Below are 18,759 nucleotides of genomic sequence, written 5' to 3' on the forward strand. Positions count from 1 at the left end.
TTCTTTTCAGGAAGGCTGACCGTTTGACAGCTCACACCACCGCTGCCGGCCCACCGATCCGCGCATTGCGCATCATGCGCGCCGCAAACATCGTCATCGATCGCCCCCACGGCGTATAGCGGGGAAGCTGGAACACATCCGCCCCCGGCAGCGCCACACCCGCCGAGGTGGACACCGCCGCCTCGAAGCCCAGGTCGCGCAGCATGGCGGCATGGCCGGCGTCATAGTCCCTCACGGGACGTCCATTCGGATACGCAAAACTCCGTACCGGCCGCCCGATCAAACGCTCAATCCATTCCCGGCCTTGCTGCACCTGCGCCCGCGCGCCCTCGGGCGTCAAGGTGGTGAGCACCGTGTGGTCCACGGTGTGGCCGCCGATCTCATGGCCCGCATCCGCCAACTGGCGCAGTTGCGCGTCGTTCAGCATCAGGTCTTGCGGCAGGGCACCCACCGGGTGCGCCGCCGCCATGCGCTTCACCTGCTCATCCCGCTCTGCAGGCGCCAGGTACTTGAGCTGCACCTGCAGGGCCGTGATGGCCTTCAGCCGTTCCTCATCGGTCGCAATGGAATGAACCCCCATCCCAACAGACCCGAGATCCAGCTGGGGTCCCGCTGCCAGCCGCACGAACTCGATCACCGTGTCGCTGAACATGCGGCCGCCGTTGAGGTAGCCGGTCGCAATGAAGACCGTCGCCTTCGCACCGTGGCGCGCCAGGATGGGATGTGCCACCGTCAGGTTGTCCGCGTACCCATCGTCAAAGGTGATGCACGCAGCGCGCTGGGGCAGGCGCCTTTCACGCAAGGCCAACGCCGCCTCGGTCACCGTCATCAGCGTGAAGTGCTTCGCCAGGAAGGACACCTGCGCCTCGAACAGCGCCGCATCGATCTCGCCGGGCCGCAAGGGGTCTGGCACCGGCAGAACGCGGTGATAGATAAGGATGCTCAAGGCCGGCGCACCACGCGGCCAGCCCAGCAGGCTCAGTGCCGCCAGCATCACGACGCCCCTCCCCAATACGGCGAATGCACATCCGCTGGCCGTATGCCCGCTGCGATGGCGGCCCGGGTCCGGGTCTCCATCTCCCGGGCCACGAGGCGGTCCAGCGCCACCACGATCAGCACCAGGTAATAAGGCATGTCGAAATAGACCAGGCTCAGGAAGGCGCCACCGGTCGCATAACCGATCAGGCCCACCTGGCACATGGCCGCCAGGTCCCGTGCCCATTGCAGCTCGGGCAGGTTCTTGGTGGCCCGCATCAGCAGCGCCGCACGTCGCCAGGTCAGCCAGAAGATGCCCACGAACACGAACAGGCCCAGGAAACCATGCTCCCCCAAGGCCTGGAAGTAGATGCTGTGCGCGGTGAGCGGAATGGTCGGGTCCGGCGCGTATTTGGCAAACGCCGCCGGGCCCGCCACGGTGAAGCCCCCCCCCAGCGGGAACATGTCCAACGCCAGGCGCCATGCCGTATGCCAGGCGTTGATGCGGCCCATGGCCGAACCGTCCTGGTCATAGGTCTTGATGGTCTCCATGCGGTCCGTCCAGCTCTCCGGCATGAAGACGAACATCAGCGGCAAGGCCACCAGCACCACCAGCGCCAGCGGCAGCTTGTTGCGGCTCTTGAGCCACATGAAGAAGGACATGGCCACGATGGCCAGGAAGGCCCCGCGAGACTGCGAACCCACCGCCGAGGCCATGCACAACAACATGGCCCCAATGGCTGCATACCGTTGCCACTTCTTCGTTGCCTGCAATTGCAGATAGCGGATCAGCGGCACCGTCATGATGGTGGCCAGGGCCAGCGAGTTGTTGTCCTCGATGAACGAGCCTTCCGGCCCCCACACCCGCGCAGATCCGCCAGTCAGGATGGTGAACAGCCCGCCCTTGATCCCGTAATAACCAATGGAGACCACCAGCACCAGCGCCAGCCAGTCCAGGTCGCGCCGGCGCTGCACCACCAGCATGGACACCAGCACCATCAGCAGCACCTTGAATGCGCGGGACCAGGAGGCGAACTCCCGGTCCGGATAGAAGGAGTTCACCATGGGGGAGACGCCGATCCAGAGAATCCAGATCAACAGCAGCACGGTGACGCCATTCACCGGGAACTTCGTCAGCTTGTCCCGGTGGATGAAGATGCTGGCAAACAGCGCCACCGCAATCACCATGGACCAGGGCGCATCGTGCGCCCAACCGTAAGCCAGGCGGTGCGGGTTCATCACCCCCATCCACACCCAGCCCAGCACGCCCCAGATCGGCTCCTTCATCGTCTTCCAGATGAGCAGCGAAAACACGGCGAGCATGATCAGGTCACGCATGTCGGAACTCCGGCATCCCGCGGGCCGCCAACACCCGCTGGAACAAATCAAGCTGGCCCTGGGTGGTGGCATCCCAGGAGAACTGCTCGGCATAACGGCGCGTGGCCACCCGGTTGCGCGGCAAGTGCCGCAGCCGGCGCACAGCCTCCGCCACGCCCGCCGCTGTACGAGAAGGCATCAACTCACCGGCCTCCGCACTGGCCACCACCTCGGGCGTTCCCCACACGTTGGAAGCCGCCACCGGTGTGCCGCATGCCATGGCCTCCAGCAGCACATTGGCCCAGCCTTCGCGGCTGGAAGCCAGCACCAGGGCATCCACGCCCACATAGATCTCGCGCAGGCGTGCCTGCGGCAATGCACCCAGGAAGCGTACCCGCGCCGCCACGCCCAGGCTCTCGGCCAGACGACGCAAGGCGCCCTCCTCCGGGCCCGCACCAGCGATCAGCAGATCCACATCGGGCAATTCCGCCAGCGCGCCGATGACCAGTTCATGGCCCTTGCGCTCGATCAGGTGGCCCACCGAGGCCAGCGTGAAGCGCCCTTCCCGCAGCCCCAAGGCGCTACGAGCCTCTTCACGCCCGGCGGGATGGAACAGGTTCAGATCCACCCCGTTGCGCAAGGCGGTCACCTTGCCGGCGTCGGCACCGAGTTGAACCAGTTCGTCCTTCAACGCAGCACACACGGTGATCATCGCGTCGGCCTGGGCCGCTGCGCGCAGGATCAGCTTGCGCGGAAAACTGTAGGCGGGGATCAGGTTGATGTCGGTGCCACGCGCCGTGATCACCAGCGGCTTGTTGAGCGCCCGCGCCACCATCGCGGCGGCCACGCCATCCGGATAGAAGTAGTGCGCGTCGATCAGGTCGAAGTCATAACCCGAGCGCTGCAAGGCCCGCGCCCCACGCAACGCCGTCCACGCCAGCGTGTACGGCGCGCTGCTCATGCCGACCTTGGGCAGTCGGACAAATCGCGGGTGGCTCACCTGCAGGCCATGGCGCTCTTCGGTGGCCGGCGTCTCGGCAAACTTGCCGTATTCACCATAACGCTCGCCTTTGAGCGGGAACCAAGGCACCGGTGCAATGACGCGGGATTCCACCTGCCCGGAGGCCACCAGGTGGCGCAGCCGGGTCTCCACGAAGATGCCGTGGCTGGGCATCACCGCGCTGGGATAAAGGGTCGAGAAGGTCAGCAGCTTCAACATGGCATCCGGCCTGCGCCTCAGACCTTCACATCACCCAGCGTGGACGCCGGGGCATCGCGCAGCGACCGCGCCAGTGCCACCACCCGTTCGGCATTGCCCAGCCAGGTCAGGTTCAGCCGATGGATGGTGGCCAAGGCCCCTTCCCCCAGCCGCTGGCGCAAGGCCGCATCGTTGGCCAGGCGGGCCAGCAGGCCCTCCAGTGCCCCGGCTTCGGCAGGATCGAACAACAGCGCATTGCGGTTGTCCTCCAGCACTTCCTCGATATTGGGTTGGCGTGGCGCCACGATGGCCTTGCCCAGCGCCAGGTACTCAAAAAGCTTGAGCGGCGAGGCGTAGGCCACCACCGCCGGCTGCAGCGCGATGTCAAAGGCGGCCACGTGGCGCGGCACATCGTCGCGGGAGATGACGCCGGTGAAGCGCACCCGGTCGCCCAGCTTCAGTTCACTGGCCAGGGCCTCCAGGTCCGCACGCGCGGGCCCATCCCCCACCAGCAGCAGGCGTGCATTGATCGGTGCAGAGGCACTGGCCATCCAGCGGATCACGCGGTCCATGCCGTGCCAGTCCCGCACGAAGCCGGTGAAGCCCAGCACCAGCGCATCCGTCCAGCCCAGGGCCGCCTTGGCATCGGCGGGTGTGGGTGCCGCCGCAAAATGCTCTTCGTTGATGCCGTTGGGCACCACCACCAGGCGGTCATCCGGCACGCCTCGCGCAGCCACCATGTCGCCCAGCACGCGGGTGACCGGCAGCACGATGTCGGCACCGCGCCAGACCACGCCTTCCGCCCAGCGCGCCAGCCGGGGCAGCGCCAGGCCACCAAAGCGCTCACGCTCATCCGCCAGCGGCGCATTCACCTCCAGCAGGAACGGCAGCCCCGTGCGGCGTCTGAGCAGCAACCCGGCCAGCAGGTAGAGGTTGTAGCGCTCGTAGATCGCATCCGGTTCAAAGTCCCTGGCGGCCCGCGCCAGGCGGCGATAGGCCAGCAGCGAATACCCCAGCTCCAGCAGTTCATAGACCCACTTGGGCAGGCGTGCCCGCAGGCGCTGCACCCAGCCGACGTCGTCGCCCATGCGGGCCTTGTCCTCCGGAGCGGATTCGCCGCCCGGCGCCACGACCATCACCTCGTGCCCGAGCGAACGCAGCGAGCCGATCATCTCTTCGATATGCACCGCCTGCCCATCCTTGGACGCGGTGCGATGGTGGTAGAGGATCTTCATGCCGCTTGCCGCAGGGGTGCCACGCCCATCACGTTGCGCAGGAAGGCGTCATACATCAGCAGTGTCCACAGCGGCGTGCTGTGGTCGCGGCTGCCGTTCTCGTGCTGCTCGACCAGTTGGCCCACCGCCTTGAGGTCGAACCAACCCGAATCCGCCAGCGGCCCGCCCAGCAACGCGCCGCGCACACGCTGGCGCAGCGGACCACGGAACCAGCGCGACAGCGGCACGGCAAACCCCATCTTGGGCCGGTACAGCACATCACGCGGCAGGTGCGGCTCCAGCGATTTCTTGAACAGGTACTTGCCCTCGCCGCCGCGCAGCTTGAGGTGGGACGGCAGCGTGGCGAGCCACTCCACCAGCGGGTGGTCCATCAGCGGCTCTCGCACTTCCAGCGAATGGGCCATGGAAGCGCGGTCCACCTTGGTGTTGATGTCGCCCACCAGATAGGTCTGCAGATCGATGTACTGGATCATCGCCAGCGGGTCGTCGGTGTTGGCCTGCTCGGCATGGCGCAGGAACAGCTCGCGGGCGTTGTAGCCGCCCAGCTCGGACTTGAAGCGCGCGCTGTACAGCGGCAGGCGCTCGTTGTCCCGGATCACCGACATGGTGTGGAAATACGCTTCCACCGAGTTGCGGGCCAGCGCCTGGAAGGTGGTCTTGGCGCGGAACACCCGCGGCGCCCAGTCGGCCTTGGGATAAAGCCGGCCCAGCGTACCGAACAGCGGCCGGCGCAGGCCCAGCGGCAGGCTGGCGCGCATGCGCTCTTCCATCATGTGCAGCTTGTAGCGGCGGTAGCCGCCGAAGCTCTCGTCCCCGCCGTCGCCGGAGAGCGCCACCGTCACATGCTTGCGGGCCAGTTGGCAGACGCGGTAGGTGGGGATGGCGGAGCTGTCGGCATAGGGCTCGTCATAGAGCCGCGCCAATGTGTCGATCAGGTCGAAGTCGTCGCTCTGCACCGTCTCCACATGGTGGTCGGTGTGATAACGCTCGGCCACCTGGCGGGCGAATTCGGATTCGTTGTAGGCCGGGTCGTCGAAGGCCATGGAGCAGGTCTTCACCGGGTGGGTGCTCTCACCGGCCATCATGGCCACGACAGCACTGGAATCCACCCCACCGGACAGGAAAGCGCCCAGCGGCACTTCCGCGATCATGCGCAGGCGCACGGATTCGCGCAGGCGACGCAGCAGCTCCTCCTGGGCCTCGGTCTCGTCGATCCTGGCGTCCACCGTGAAGTTGACGTCCCAGTAGCGGCGCGGCTGGCCGACCGCCTCGCCGCGGCGGATCAGCAAGGTATGGCCCTGCGGCAGCTTGAGCGCCTGGCGGAAGACGGTGCGCGGCTCCGCCACGTAGCCCAGCGCAAAGTACTCTTCCACGGCTTGCGGATCAATGTCCCGGCGCAGTTGCGGATGGGCCATCAGGGCCTTCAGCTCGGAGCCGAAGACCAGCGCGCCGTCATCCAGCAGCGCATAGAACATCGGCTTCACGCCCAGGCGGTCCCGGGCCATGAAGATGGCGTCACGCGCCTGGTCCCACAGCACAAAGGCAAACATGCCGCGCAGCTTCTGCACGCAGTCCTCGCCCCAGGCGGACCAGGCATGAACAATGACCTCGGTGTCGCTCTTGGTGCGGAACACATAGCCCAGCGCCTGCAGCTCGGCCATCAGCGCCTGGTAGTTGTAGATCTCGCCATTGAAGACGATGCCCACCGAGCGCTGCGCATTGAACAGCGGCTGCTGGCCGGTGGCGATGTCGATGATGGACAGGCGCCGGTGGCCAAGACCCAGGCCGGGCTGGAGATGGATGGACCCTTCGTCCGGCCCGCGGTGGTGCAGGGTGTCGTTGATGCGATGCATCAAGGTGGCGTCGAAGTCTCGCCGCCCCCGGGTGTCAAAGATGCCGCTGATTCCGCACATGGTGGTGTTCCCGTCAATTCGCTGGTTCAGAAGGCTGGCCGCGCAGGCGGTCATACAGCCCCTGGTAGCGGGCAACCATGGCCCGCATGCTGAAGTCTCGTTCCACGCGCTGGCGGCCCGCCTCGCCCATAGCCAGGGCCTGGGCGGGGTTGCGCGCCAGGCGCAGCAGCGCCGTGGCCATCGGCTGCGGGTCTGCCGCAGCGACCAGCAGCCCGCTGATCTGTGGCGTCACCAGGTCGCCATTGCCGCCCACCTCCGTGGCCACCACGGGCAGGCCGCTGGCCATCGCCTCCAGGATGGTGTTGGAGATGCCTTCGGCCAATGAGGGCAGCGCAAACACGTGCAGGCCCCGCATCACGGCGGGCACATCGCTGCGCTCGCCCGGCAGCCAGGCCAGGTCACTCATGCCCGCCTCGTCCAGCAGGGCCTGGCAATGCGCACGCAAGGGGCCATCGCCCACCAGCACCAGCCGCACTCGCTCACGCAGGTCGGGGGCGGCATTGACCAACAGGATGAAGGCTTGCGTGAGCATGCCCTGGTCCTTCACCGCCTGCATGCGGCCGACCGTGCCGATGATCCAATGGCTGGCGGGATTGAACGGGCTGCCCGCAATGGGCGCCGGCACCCGCGCCGCTGGCACGGCATCAAGGGCGCGAGGCGCGCCGGCAGCATCGGCGCAAGCCTCCGTATCGACGGCGCGTGCCACCGAACCGGCACCGGCATCGGCACTGAAGCGCTCGGTGTCCACGCCGTTGACGAACTGGCTGACACGCGCGGGCGACACGCCCACCGGGCCGGTCAGGTAGTCGCCCAGGTCTCGCGAGAGCGCGATGTAGTGCGAGACAAAGGGCTTGTAGAACCGCCGCACACGTTGATAGGCGCGGTTGCGGCCATCCAGGTCACCCACGTCGCGGCCATGTTCGCCGTGGATGCGCACCGGCACGCGGGCCAGCCACGCCGGCAACTGCACCTCCAGCGCGGCCAGGTTGCGGCTATGCACCACGGCCGGTCGCAGCTCGCGGAACAGCCGGTACAGCTGCGGATAAAGCCAGAAGCCCTGCCCCGGCGGCTTGTTCAGCGCAAAGCAGTCCACGTCATCGCGTTGCAACCGGCGACGGAAATCCGTCACCTCGGTCAGCGCGAGAATGGCATGGCGGTAGCGGTCGGCCGGCATGTGGTTGATGAGGTTGACCACCCCATTCTCCAGCCCACCCGTGTCAAAGCGGTACATGACATGCAGCACCAGGGGTCGCGGATCTCCGCGACGGTCCGTGCCATGCACCAGTGGCAAGCTTGCGCTCATGGCCGCCCTCCCTGTGGATCCGGTGTGCGCCGGGCACGCACCTGCGTCAGCTCGGCGCTGATGGCGCCCCAGTACTGCTGGACGAACTGCTGCAGCCGCTGCGGCGCGCCCTCATCCAATTCGGTGTAGACCAGCACCAGGGCGGCATCGTCGCCCTGCCCGGTCATTCGTTGCCAGGCACCCAATAGGCGGGCGCGCCAGTCGCTCACCATCGGCTGGCCGTTGATCCAGTAGACATGCCAGGCCAGCAGGCGCGGCGCATTGCTGCCCTCCAGGCCGGCGCTGCGGATCTGTGTGGTCAGCACCTGCAGTGCGGCCGGACCGGCAGCGTCGGAAAGCGCCACCGTGGCCTCACCCCGCGCCACCGCCGCCCATTGCTTGTTCTCAGGGGCCACCACGGTGTTGCTGGAGCTGACCAGCTTGCGGTCGTAGCCCTGGTCGCGGAAGTACTGCAGGTGCAGCCCCACCTCGGGCGCTGCGCCCTGCGCAAAACGCTCATGGACGCTGGCGTTGGCGCCCTCAAATCCCGGCAACCACGGCGTGGCCGGCAGGGGCCGGACTTCCCACCCCGGCGCGGCCGCCACGGGTGTCAGGCCTGACACCACCGTGCCACTGCCCTGCCGCAGCCAGCCGCTGGCCGCTGCCGGCAGCACCAGCACCACGGCCAGCACCACCGCCGCAGGCCACAACGAAGCAGCGGCTATGGGCGCAGTCTGCACACGCGGCTCCAAGGGAAGTTCCGGCTGCGCCCAGCGCCCGCCCACCAGGAACATGGCCAGCATCACGATGCCGAAAAACACCCAGCCATAAATGAGGTGGTCCACCCCCACCGCCAGCGTGTTGCCGGAGAGGTGCCCCATCATCACGATGAGGTAGGCGCGGGCCCAGTTCGCCACCAACGGCAGCGCCAGGGCAAAGGCGATGAAGGCCATCCGGCGGCGCAGCGAGTGGTAGCTCAGGTAGGCGAACAGGGTGCCCACCATCAGCGATGCGATCAGGTAACGCACGCCCGAACAGGCTTCCACCACGGACCACTGGCCACTCGGGATGATGAACTGCAGGCCCTCCTGGTAGACCGGAATGCCGGACAGCCGCAAGGCAATGACGGTGAACTTCGCGGTCCAGTCCATCAGCTGTGGCAGCAGGAATTCCCCGATGGGCACGCAGAAGAGCAGGAAACCCAGCGGGAAGATGAGCTCACGCGCCACCGCCCGGCCCAGCACGGCGGGCACCAGCAGCACCAGCATGGCCACGAGTGCGAACTGGGTGGCCGCATTGACCGCTGCGAAATCCGCAAACAACCAGCCCGCGCCGAGCAGCGCGATGGGCAAGACCAGCCACGGCATCGGACGAGGCGTGAGCGGCGCCACCACGGCGCGCCGCCGCCACGCCAGCCAGAGGGCCAGTGGCGGCACCAGGAATGCATGGGTGAATGTGCCGGAGCGCCACCAGATGTTCACCATGCCCAGTGCCGTCTGGCGGTAAAGCAGCAGCGTCAGAACCGCCAGCACGGCCAGCACCAGCAAGGGCCGACGCCAGGCCACCGGCACGCGGTTCACACTCAGGGCGCGGGGCGTGGTCGCACTCATGCGGCGGCCTCCGCCGGGAGGTAGTGATCAAGCCGGGAGAGATGGGCATGCCAGCTGAACTGACGCAGCACCCGTTCACGCGCCTGCTGACCGATGGCCTGCGCCCGCTGCGGCGCAGACAGCAGGGCGTGGACCAGTTCCAGGTAGTCGCCAGCGGAATCGGCCGACAGCAGGTCCTGCCCGGCCAGCACGCCGTTGGCGCTGAGCGCTTCCACGCAGCTGCGTGCGGCCACCACGGGCCGCCCCACCGCCATCGCTTCCAGGATCTTGTTCTGCACACCGCGCGCCAGCCGCAGCGGCGCCACGACGGCTGCCGCATGCTGCAGGTAGGGGCGCACGTCCGGCACAGTGCCGGTCACTCGCACCGCGTCGCTGGCCAGCGCCTGCACGGCAGGCGCCGGGCTGCGGCCCACGATGGTGAAGCGCAGGCGCGGCCAGCGCTGGCGCAGCTCCGGCAGCACCTCGGTGGCGAACCACTGCACCGCGTCCACGTTCGGCCAGTAGTCCATGGCCCCGGTGAAGACCAGCGGCAGTTCATCCGCATCGAACGGACTGTCCTGCGCCGGCAGCGGTGAGAAATAGCCGCTGTCCACGCCATTGCACAGGGCCTCGATGGGCGCGGCGGTGGCGGAGAGGCGCTGGAACAGGGCCACCTCGCTTTCGGTGACGAAGAAGGAGCACCGCGCCTGCTCCGCCACCTGGCGTTCATAGGCCAGCAGCTCGCGCCCTTCACGGCGGTACAGCCAGGACATCGGCCAGCGATGGGCCTGCGCGTAGTCCGTCCACTTGGCGGAGTCCACATCCACGAAGTCCACCAGCATGGGCACGTCACCCACGGCCGCCTGCAGTTGCACCGCGTACTGCGCCATGGTGGAGGAGAACACCACGATGGCGTCGAAGTGCTGCTCCCGCGCCAGCTTGTTGATCCACGCCCGCATGGCCCGATGGCGGTAATACGGCAGGCTCAGGGCCTCGCCGCTCAGCAGCCCGCGCAGGCTGGTGATCCGGGAGACCAGGGGGTTCAGCCCCGCCACGAACACCTCCGCACAGAATTCGCGCAGGGCGGGCACATGGGCCCAGTCCTGTGCGTCATCAATGAAGCTGCCCAGCACCACCTCGTGCTGAGCACTCAGGTGCTTGAGCAGATGGTACGAACGCAGCTTGTCGCCCTTGTTGGGCGGGTATGGCAGGCGGTGGACGAGGTAAAGGATGCGGGCCATGGCTCAGCGCCCCCTCAACCCAGGCTGCGCACGATGTGCGGCCCCAGCCAGTTGGCCACGCCAATGGGCAGCCGGCGCCAGGCCTTGATCATGAGCTGGTACTTGGCGTTGCTCGGGTTGTTCTGCGGCACGGCCTCGCGGCGGTACAGGCAGTACTCGTAATGCAGCGGCGTGGGCTCGAAACCCCAGTTCTTCTTGAACGAGAACGAGCCGGTGTCCTGCTTGCTGCGGCCGTAGTCGAAGACCTTGAGCCCACGTGCGCAGGCACGGCGCATCAGCTCCCAATACTTGAAGTCGTTGGCAGCCAGGTCGCGCGCGGCCACCGCATCACCGGCGTAATACGGCAACACCTCGTCGCGGAAATAGAAGCTCAGCACGCCGGAGAGCGGTTCGCCCTGCTCGCTGCTGACGATCAGCACTTCGGCCGCATCACCGAACTCGTCCAGCAGCGCCTGGAAATAGCGCTTGGGCATGGCCGGTGTACCGTGGCGATGGACGTTGTCCGCGTAGAGCGCGAAGAAGCGGTCCACGGTGGCATCGACCTCGGCGCGCAGATTGTTCTTGATGCCCTTGCGCACCATCGCCCGCTGCTTGCGGGGGATGGCCAGCATGTTGGCCTCTTCATCCGGCAGGATCTCCTTGCGGAAGGTCACGTAGAGGTCCTGGTGCGGCCAGTCGTCGTGCTGGCGCACACGGTTGCGCAGCTCCAGGTGTTCCACCCGCAGTTGGCGGGCGGTCTCCTGCGCGGCTGTCTCCAGCGCCGTGGCCGCTTCCGGAGAAGTCGCGGCCACGCCGCCATACACCGCAAACGGCAGGCTCACCAGCGCATGGCCAAACAGACGGCTCTTGTTCTCCGCCAGCGGCAACACGCCTTCGATGCGGCCGTCGCGCTCGGCATAGAAGAAATAGCCTTCATGCCCGAACTGCTGGCGAAGAATGCGCTGCCAGGCGGAGAAGTGGAAGAAGGTGGCGGCCGGGCAGGTCTGCACAAAGGCATCCCAGCGGCGCGCGCCTTCAACGTCGCCCAGGGCCAGGCGCCGAACGATCATGCCGCCTCCAGCTGCTGCTCTGACGTGGGCAGGAAGAGCTCGTCCATGCGGGCCCATTCGAAGTCCGCCAGCAGCTGTTCGATGCGGCCTTCGGTACGCCCGATGTTCACGTAGTGGCGGAAGCGCGTCTTGGCATCAATGCCGGGAATGCGCGGCTGCTCCGGGTCGATTTCCCAGGGATGGAAATAGAACACTGCGCTGCGGCCTTCGATGCGGTTGAAGCGTTCAATCATCCAGCGCGTCACGCCATAGGGCAGCAGCCGGAACCAGCCGCCGCCGCTGCTGGGATAGTTGCGGCCCCGGAAGCGCAGGGTCGTTACCGGCACCTCGATCAGGCCCGGCCGGACCTCATAGGCAAAGCGTGGCGAATCCGGCATGCCGTAGTGGTCGTGCTCGATGGGGTAGACGCTGGAGCTGTAGCGGTAGCCGCACTCGGCCAGCACGTCGAAGGCCCAGAGGTTGGCCTCGCCGATGGAGAAGCTGGGCGCGCGGTAGCCCTTCACTTCCACGCCGCCAAGGTCCTCCAGCAGGCGTTTGGCGCTGAGAATGTCCTCGCGGAATGCCTCCGGGCTGAGGTCACTGGCGCGTTCGTGGCCAAAACCGTGGCTGGCCAGTTCGTGGCCCCGTGCAACGATGTCCCGCACCAGTTGCGGGTACCGCTGCGCGACCCAGCCGAGCGTGAAGAAGGTGGCCTTCACGCCGCGGGCATCCAGCAGATCCAGGATGCGGCCGATGTTGCGCTGGACACGGCATTCCCGCTGGTCCCATTCGGCGCGGTTGATGTAGGGGGCAAAGGCGCTGACCTGGAAGTAGTCCTCCACGTCGATGCTCATTGCATTGCGAATCCTGGGGCGCGTCTGCCCGGCCGCTGGCACTGGGGTGGTCATGGTTCTGGTCCTTCCCTGGTCGCTGGGCTGACTGCCGCTCGGGCCGCTCATGGCGACTTCACCGCGCCCACCAGCTTCTGCAGCAGCGCCAGCGTCTGCTGGTTGATGCGCTCCAGGCGCATCAGGCTGTCCTCGATACGCTGCAGGCGGGCGTCCTGACCTTCCTGACCCAGGCCTGCCAGCTCCTGCGCCAGCGCGCCAACATCGGCACCCGCTTCGCGCGCCTGGCGGCGCAGCCGGGTGAGATCCAGGTCCACACCTGCCGCATCGATCTCGGGCTCGCCGGATGCGCCGAGCGAAACCGTCACCATCGGCGGCGGCGCGTAGGCGGATTCACGCGACAGGTCCGCGACCACTTCTTCCACATCCGCCGCCGTCAGGTGGGCACGCTCGGACATGAAACCCAGCAGCAGGAGCCGGTCGCACAGGGTGTTGATGCGGCGCGGAATGCCCTGGCTGGCGCGATGCAGCGCGGCAAAGGCCTCCGGCTCGAAGGTGGGCTTGCCATCGGCACCGGCGCACTTGAGGCGGTGCTCGATGTAGCGCTGCGTGTCCTCTTCGTCCAGCGGGCCGATGTGGCAGCTGGCCGCGATGCGCTGGCGGAACTGCTCCATTTCCGGCCGCTGCAGGATGCCGCGAAACTCCGGCTGCCCCACCAGGAAGGTCTGCACCAGGGACTGGTTGCCGAACTGGAAGTTGGAGAGCATGCGCAGCTCCTCCACCGCGCGTGCGGTGAGGTTCTGCGCTTCGTCCACGATGAGCAGGCAGCGTTTGCCGCGGCTCGCTTCGCTGACAAAGAAGGCCTCCAGCGCCATCAGCAGCTCGCTCTTGGGCAGGTCCTTGACCCGCACGCCAAAGGCTGCCCCCACCAGACGCAGCGTGTCCTCCGCATCCAGCTGGGTGGTGACCACGTTGCCGATGACGACATTGCTGCGGTTCAGGCTGTCCAGCAGGCCGCGCACCAGCGTGGTCTTGCCCGCGCCGATCTCGCCGGTGATGACGATGAACCCGTCGCTGCGCAGCACGCCATAGTCCAGGTAGGCCTTGGCACGGCGGTGCTGCTTGCTGCCGAAATAGAAACTGGGGTCGGGGCTGAGCTGGAACGGCTTGCTGCTCAGCCCATAGAAGGCCTCGTACATGGCGGTGGTACTTTAGAAGCGCTGGGACACCTGGGCATACACCGCGTTTTCGCGGTAGCCCAGCGCCTGGCCGTCGGAACGGGTGTGCCGCAGGCCCAGGGTCGCATCGGTGCGGGGGCCCAGGCGCAGGGTGGAGGTGGCATAGAGCGAGGACATACCGGTCGAGAGATCAACCGTGGTGCTGTCCCCGCGGCTCTGCTGGCGGGTGTAGGTCAGGTTGCCGGTGCTCAGCGGCGTGAAGCGGTAGGCCACGCTGACGGTAACCCCACGCTGGCGGATGTTGTTGGTGAGTGCGAGGTCATCGCTGCTGGTGGCGCTGGTGCCCAGGCCACGGCTCTTGTTGTCGTTGGCGGCCAGGGTCACCGTCATGCGTTGGCCGGACCAGGCCACCGAGAGTTCATTGCGCTGCTGCATCGTCGCGCTGTTGGTCAGGAAGCCGCTGCTGCTGATGGCACTGGGGTTCAGCCCCATGGCGGCCAGCAGCGCCCGCACCAGTGCATCACGCTTGGCCGCGTCGGGCTCGATGCTGGTGTATTGCAGGTCCAGCAACTGGTAGTTGGTCATCTGGCCGCTGGGGTCGCTGCCGGTGCTCACCGATTGCGTGCTGTTGAAGCGCACCACCACCTGCGTCATGCGGTGCTCCAGCACGGCATTGTGGCTGTCGCCATAGCTGTGGTGCTGCCAGTCGCCGCTGAGGGTGGTGCGTGGGGTGGGCAGCCACTTGGCACTGAGGCCGTAGATGGTGCTGGTGTCCTTGCCCAGGTAGTCGCTCTTCTCGCGCCCGGCGGTCACGCCCAGCACCCAGTCCACATCGGGGATCCAGTTGAGCGAGGCCACGGCGCTGCTGCTGCGGTTGTCCTGGCCGGTCAACTCGTAATGCATGCGGCGGGTGTAGGCCTGCAGGCCCCAGTTCAACGCGCGCCCCTGCGGGCCGCTCAGACTGAAGCTGACCGTGCCTTCCTTCGTGTCGCCGCTGACCGAGCTGTTGCCCGAGCCCCCTTCACTGGAGTCGCGGATCTGGCCCATGGCCCGCAGTTCGAAGCTGGCAATGGTGCTGAGCATGCCGCGCCAGTAGGGCGAGACGCTCAAGGTGCGCACCTCCGTGCGGTTGGGGTTGGCCAGGTCGTTGCTGGGCGAGGTCTGGCCGAAGGCGGAGATCGACTGCTGGCTGATGTTGCCGTTCACGTCCACGAACAGCGTCGACGGGATGAGCTCGGCATTGCCGCGCGCCACCAGCTGGTTCTGCACGCGGCTGCTCTGATCGCTCTTGACGTAGATGAGGCCGTCCAGCGTGTAGTCGAGCACGCCGCGCATCCAGCCGGTCCGGTTGGTGATGGTGACCCCGGGGGAGATGCCGGTGATGAAGGCCTGGTCGCGGGAGCCCTTGGGCGCCAGCGTCAGGTTGTCGGTCCAGGTCTCGGAAAGGCCGACGCGGGGCACCACCGTCAGGCCCAGGCGCTTCGCACCTTCGCCGCTTTCGCCACTGCTGCCGTCGCTCTGCGCATACACGCCGGCGGCGCCGGTCGCGCCCAGGGCGCCCAACGCCCCCGCCACCAGCAGGCAGGCGGTACTGCGCCGAGGGGGACGGTGGTGGCCGGCACTGTGCATCGTGTCAGGCCTTGCCCGCGACGGCTTGCGCGCCGCCCTGCCCATCGTCGCGGTCGTAGCCATACCCATAGCCTTGTCCGTAACCGTAGCTGCCGTAGTGGTAGCCGTATCCAGCGTCCGCCTTGGCCGATGCCTGGTTGAGCAGCACCATCTTGAGCGGGCAGTTCTCGATGGTGGACACCGCCTGCAACACCGCGCTTTGCGGCGTGCGTTCGGCCTGCACCACGATGACGATCTGGCCCATGTGGCTGGCCAGCACGCGCGACTCGGTGGTGAGCAGCAGCGGCGGGGAGTCGAAGATGATGATGCGGTCGGCGTAACGCTTGGCCATGTGATCCAGCAGCCCGCTCATCGCGTCGCTGGCCAGCAGTTCGGTGGCTCGTGCGTGCGGGCGGCCGCTGGGCAGCAGCGTGAGCTTGTCGACGTTGGTCTTGATGAGCACGTCGGCCATGTCCACCGAGTTCTCCAGCACGTCCAGCAGGCCCGGGCCGGGCGGCAGGCCCAGCATGCGCAGCATGGAGGGGCGGGCCACGTCGGCATCCACCAGCATGACGGTGTTGTCGAATTCGGCCGCGATGCTCATGGCCAGGTTCAGCGAGGTGAAGCTCTTGCCCTCACCGGGCAGTGCGCTGGTCACCATGATGAGGTTGGCGTGGTTGAGCGTGGCAGCGCCCTTGCCCATCGCATTGCGGATCAGCGGCCGCTTGATGTTGCGGTACTGGTCGGCGAGGTAGCTGCGCGGCGCATGGGGCGTGAGGAAGCCCTGGGCCGTCAGGGCCTCCAGGTCCAGCTCCACGCGCTTGGTTTCGTGCGGGTGCAGGGTACGCGCCTGGGGTGCGGACTGGGGCGCAACAGGGGCGGACACCGGCGTGACCTGGGCCGCCACTTCGGGGGTGGCAGGCGTGGCAGGCGCGACAGGTGCCGTGGACACGGCAGGCGCCGAGGCATTGCCCAGGTCCACACCGGCCTGCTTGAGTTGTTCCAGCCGTGCAGCGGCTTGTTCGATCAGGCTTGTCATCGTGTCACCCCCCCTGCCGGCTCAGCCAGATGGCCATGCCGATCAATCCCAGCGCATACAGGCCTGCCAGGCTGCCCGAGGCCACACCGAAGCGCAGCAGATCCACCTTCGTACGGCGACGGTCCGCCACCGTTTCCTGCCGGGAGACCACACCGAGGATGGGCAGCTCCAGGCGTTGACGAAGCTCGTTCAGGTCATGGAAGACCGGGCGCACCTGGCTCGCGGCGAAGGCCGTCAGCAGCCCGGCGAACAGCGCCACCACCAGCCCTGCAGCCAGCAGCATCAGACGGTTGGGCGCCACCGGCTTCGAGGAGGCGCGCGGCGGATCAATGATGCGGAAATCGGCCACGCCAGAGGTGTTGTCCAGGTCGGTGGACAGCGCGGCGGACTCGCGGCGGGACACCATCTCCTCGTAGTTCTTCTTGATGACCTCGTAGTCGCGGTTGAGCTGGGCGAATTCGGCTTCCAGCTGTGGGGCCAGTTTGATCGCGCCCTGGGCCGCCGTGTAACGCCCCTGCAGCTCGTCCACACGCGCCCGCAGCGAGGCCACTTCCACTTCCTTGGTGGCCAGGACCCGGGCCAGTTCCTGGTTGGCCAGGCTGTCGCCACGGCCGCCGGCGGACACCGGGTTGGTCAGCGCGGCCTTCTGCAGCTCGGCGACCTCCTTCTTCTTCTGTTCTTCCAGGTCCTTGATCAGGCGCCGGGTGTTGACCACGTCCGGGTGCTGGTCGGTATAGCGTTGCTGCAGTGCATCCAGGTTGCGCTTCAGGCCTTCGATGCGGCTGTCGATTTCCGGCGTGGCCAGCTTCTGCGAGCTTTCCTGCATCAGGCTCTGCAGGCTGCCGCTGCCGGTGTTGCGCTTGTTGTCAATGTCCAGTTGCTGCTTGGCCATGTCGCGCCCGTTCACGGCTTCACGCAGCTGCAGGCGCGCGGCATCCAGCTGCGCACTGGCCTCAGCCAGGCGAGCGGCGGAATCCTTGCCGTCCTGCGCCGTCAGCTGCAGGTTGCGCAGGCGGAATTCCTTGCGGCGGGTCTCCGCCTCTTCCAGCTTGGTTTCGTAGTTCTTGATCTGCTCGTTCAGGAAGGTGGCGGCCGTGGTGCTGTCCTTGCGGCTGGCGCCCAGGCTGGACTCCATGAAGATGGAGAGCAGTGACGCCACCACCTTCTTGGACACCTCCGGCGAGGAATCCCGGTAGGAGAGGATGTAGAGATTGTTGGTGGCACCGCCGGCCGACTGGATGGACAGGTTGCGGGTCACCCGGTCGATCAGGGCTTCCTGATCGGACTTGGAGGTCGCGCGCAGGTCCAGGTCGGCCATGCGCACCAGTTTCTCGACATTGGGGCGGCTGATCAGGGTGCGGCTCAGCACGTTGACCTGCTGCTCGGTGTTGTTGAGCACCGCCACGCCAGACATCAGCGGCTTGAGGATGGACTGCGTATCCACATAGACACGGGCGCTGGCTTCAAAGCGGTCCGGCACCACGAACACCACCACCGCCGCGACGATGCCCACCAGCCAGGCGGCCATCAGCCCCGGCCAGCGGTAGCGCCACATGCGCTTGAACACGGCCATCAATTGCGCAATGAGGGAATCCATGCGGCGATCTCTCTATGGAGCGGTACTGCAGAAAAACGGGCCCGGCGCGGCGCCATCCAACGGCGCCTGCGGGCGGGTCAGCGCCTGGAATTCAGAGGAGGCTCTGCGGAATGATGAGGATGTCGCCGGGGCGCATTTCCACATTCGCAGACACATCGCCGCGACGGATCAGGTCCTTGAGCCGCACGGAATATTGCTTGTTGCCTTCGGCCGTGCGCAGGATGCTGGCGCCATTGCCGTCGGCGAAGTCGGTCAGGCCGCCCACGGCAATCATCACATCCAGCAATGTCATCTTCTGCTTGTAGGGCAGGAACATCGGCTTGGCGGCTTCACCGACGACACGGATCTGTTCGCTGTAAGGGCCCACGAAGCTGGTGACGATCACGGTGACGACCGGGTCGCGGACGTACTTGGAGAGCGTCTTCTCGATGTCCCGGGCGATTTCCACCGAGTTCTTGCCCTGCACGGGCAACTCGTCAATCAGCGGCGAGGCGATCTTGCCGTCCGGGCGCACCGGCACGGTGGTGGACAGTTCAGGGTTACGCCAGACAATGATGTTCAGATTGTCACCGGCACCCACCACATAGCTGTAATCGGCCTGGCTGGCGCTCACGGGCGCGGGCGGGTATTTGCCGGTGGAAGAGCAGCCGGTCAAGGCCAGGCTGGCCACCATCAGTCCCCCGACCCACCGCACGATGGTGCGGCTCCACC

Annotated in this window: 15 protein-coding genes; all 15 read right to left on the bottom strand. The window is 66.9% G+C overall.

The window, feature by feature from the left end; genetic code table 11:
* Positions 1-31: 31 nt before the first annotated feature.
* Positions 32-994: a polysaccharide deacetylase family protein gene (locus tag BMY53_RS16855; RefSeq protein ID WP_092947659.1), complete on the bottom strand. Its 963-nt coding sequence runs from the start codon at positions 992-994 to the stop codon at positions 32-34.
* Complete coding sequence (locus BMY53_RS16860) at positions 994-2,313, bottom strand: putative O-glycosylation ligase, exosortase A system-associated (RefSeq protein WP_177200925.1); 1,320 nt, start codon at positions 2,311-2,313, stop codon at positions 994-996. The genes BMY53_RS16855 and BMY53_RS16860 overlap by 1 nt, the downstream gene beginning before the upstream one ends.
* A complete protein-coding gene (locus BMY53_RS16865; protein ID WP_092947784.1) occupies positions 2,306-3,508 on the bottom strand; it encodes a glycosyltransferase family 4 protein in 1,203 nt (400 codons plus the stop codon). Before BMY53_RS16865 ends, BMY53_RS16860 begins: the two co-directional genes overlap by 8 nt.
* A gap of 20 nt (positions 3,509-3,528) precedes the next feature.
* Positions 3,529-4,725, bottom strand: coding sequence for a glycosyltransferase family 4 protein (locus BMY53_RS16870; RefSeq protein ID WP_092947661.1), 1,197 nt, complete (start codon positions 4,723-4,725; stop codon positions 3,529-3,531).
* Positions 4,722-6,638, bottom strand: coding sequence for an XrtA/PEP-CTERM system amidotransferase (locus BMY53_RS16875; protein WP_092947785.1), 1,917 nt, complete (start codon positions 6,636-6,638; stop codon positions 4,722-4,724). Before BMY53_RS16875 ends, BMY53_RS16870 begins: the two co-directional genes overlap by 4 nt.
* A 13-nt stretch (positions 6,639-6,651) precedes the next feature.
* Complete coding sequence (locus BMY53_RS16880) at positions 6,652-7,941, bottom strand: glycosyltransferase (RefSeq protein WP_092947662.1); 1,290 nt, start codon at positions 7,939-7,941, stop codon at positions 6,652-6,654.
* Positions 7,938-9,530, bottom strand: a complete 1,593-nt coding sequence (xrtA, locus tag BMY53_RS16885) for an exosortase A (RefSeq protein WP_092947663.1) — start codon at positions 9,528-9,530, stop codon at positions 7,938-7,940. The genes BMY53_RS16880 and xrtA overlap by 4 nt, the downstream gene beginning before the upstream one ends.
* Positions 9,527-10,750: a TIGR03087 family PEP-CTERM/XrtA system glycosyltransferase gene (locus BMY53_RS16890; protein WP_092947664.1), complete on the bottom strand. Its 1,224-nt coding sequence runs from the start codon at positions 10,748-10,750 to the stop codon at positions 9,527-9,529. The genes xrtA and BMY53_RS16890 overlap by 4 nt, the downstream gene beginning before the upstream one ends.
* A gap of 14 nt (positions 10,751-10,764) precedes the next feature.
* Positions 10,765-11,799 (bottom strand): FemAB family XrtA/PEP-CTERM system-associated protein, encoded by a 1,035-nt coding sequence (locus tag BMY53_RS16895; protein WP_092947665.1) that lies wholly within the window; start codon positions 11,797-11,799, stop codon positions 10,765-10,767.
* Positions 11,796-12,686: an XrtA system polysaccharide deacetylase gene (locus tag BMY53_RS16900; RefSeq protein ID WP_092947666.1), complete on the bottom strand. Its 891-nt coding sequence runs from the start codon at positions 12,684-12,686 to the stop codon at positions 11,796-11,798. Before BMY53_RS16900 ends, BMY53_RS16895 begins: the two co-directional genes overlap by 4 nt.
* A 47-nt stretch (positions 12,687-12,733) precedes the next feature.
* Positions 12,734-13,825 (bottom strand): XrtA/PEP-CTERM system-associated ATPase, encoded by a 1,092-nt coding sequence (locus BMY53_RS16905; RefSeq protein WP_092947667.1) that lies wholly within the window; start codon positions 13,823-13,825, stop codon positions 12,734-12,736.
* A 12-nt stretch (positions 13,826-13,837) separates the two neighbouring features.
* Positions 13,838-15,496 carry a TIGR03016 family PEP-CTERM system-associated outer membrane protein gene (locus tag BMY53_RS16910; protein ID WP_177200926.1) on the bottom strand — a complete coding sequence of 553 codons (1,659 nt, stop codon included), beginning with the start codon at positions 15,494-15,496 and terminating at the stop codon, positions 13,838-13,840.
* Positions 15,438-16,451 carry an XrtA-associated tyrosine autokinase gene (locus BMY53_RS16915; protein ID WP_092947669.1) on the bottom strand — a complete coding sequence of 338 codons (1,014 nt, stop codon included), beginning with the start codon at positions 16,449-16,451 and terminating at the stop codon, positions 15,438-15,440. The genes BMY53_RS16910 and BMY53_RS16915 overlap by 59 nt, the downstream gene beginning before the upstream one ends.
* Before the next feature lie 4 nt (positions 16,452-16,455).
* Positions 16,456-18,048, bottom strand: a complete 1,593-nt coding sequence (locus tag BMY53_RS16920; protein ID WP_092947670.1) for an XrtA system polysaccharide chain length determinant — start codon at positions 18,046-18,048, stop codon at positions 16,456-16,458.
* 91 nt (positions 18,049-18,139) lie between these two features.
* Complete coding sequence (locus tag BMY53_RS16925) at positions 18,140-18,721, bottom strand: XrtA/PEP-CTERM system exopolysaccharide export protein (protein WP_255370262.1); 582 nt, start codon at positions 18,719-18,721, stop codon at positions 18,140-18,142.
* Positions 18,722-18,759 lie beyond the last annotated feature (38 nt).

The organism is Roseateles sp. YR242, from assembly GCF_900109745.1.
In the GTDB taxonomy this organism is placed as follows: domain Bacteria; phylum Pseudomonadota; class Gammaproteobacteria; order Burkholderiales; family Burkholderiaceae_C; genus Roseateles.